At 71.2% G+C, this 780-nt stretch carries 1 protein-coding gene; it reads right to left on the reverse strand.

Going from position 1 to position 780, the window contains the following annotated elements; genetic code table 11:
- A partial coding sequence (locus tag Ato02nite_RS50915; protein WP_213013962.1) for a TatD family hydrolase occupies positions 1 to 545 on the reverse strand: 545 nt, incomplete at its 3' end.
- Positions 546 to 780: the final 235 nt, after the last annotated feature.

A 780-nucleotide genomic window follows, 5' to 3' on the forward strand; every position in this document is an offset into this window, starting at 1 on the left:
CGCAGCACGTCGGCGTGCGCGTCCCGGTCGTGGATGATCAGCGCCTTGCCGTACCGCTTGGCGATCGCGATGTGCCCCCGGAAGCTCTCCTCCTGCGCCGCCCGGCCGTCGTCGCCGGTGCGGAACGTGTCGAGGCCGGTCTCCCCGATCCCGCGCACCCGGGGCTGGGCGGCCAGGGCCTCGATCTCGCGCAGCGCCTCGTCCAGGTCGGACAGCCGCGGCGCCTCGTTCGGATGAATCGCGACGGCGGCCAGGACCGCGTCGTGCCGGGCCGCCAGGTCGGCTCCCCAGCGGGACGACGGCACGTCCACCCCGACCTGCACGAGCCGATCGATTCCGGACTTGGCGGCGGCATCGATCAGCGCCTCGACCGGGTCACCGGCCTCGCCGCCGGGCACACCGGCCTCCTGAATCGTCAGGTCCAGGTGGGTGTGGCTGTCGAAGACCGGAACGGACAATGGCTCGGGCGCGGCCGGGAACTCGCCGCGGCGACGGGCCTCCCTGTCTTTCCGGGACTGGGACGGTGTCGAAGGCATGTGAGACATTGTGCACTTACGTCTGCGCGCAACCCTTTGTTCACCTGACATCCATTGTTGTCGCTTAACTTCCGCCCCGTGACCTTGACCGGCGAGGACAGCGCGGTCAGCGCTGACCCTCTTGAGCCGCCCCTGTCGGCGCCACTGCGCCGCGATCTCGGCTGGGCCCAGGTGCAGCGGATGAGCCAGTCCGCGGCCTACCGGGACGACGTGCTGCTGCGCCGAATCCGGGCCACCGCGGCGA

The organism is Paractinoplanes toevensis, from assembly GCF_018332695.1.
GTDB classification, from domain to species: Bacteria; Actinomycetota; Actinomycetes; order Mycobacteriales; family Micromonosporaceae; genus Actinoplanes; species Actinoplanes toevensis.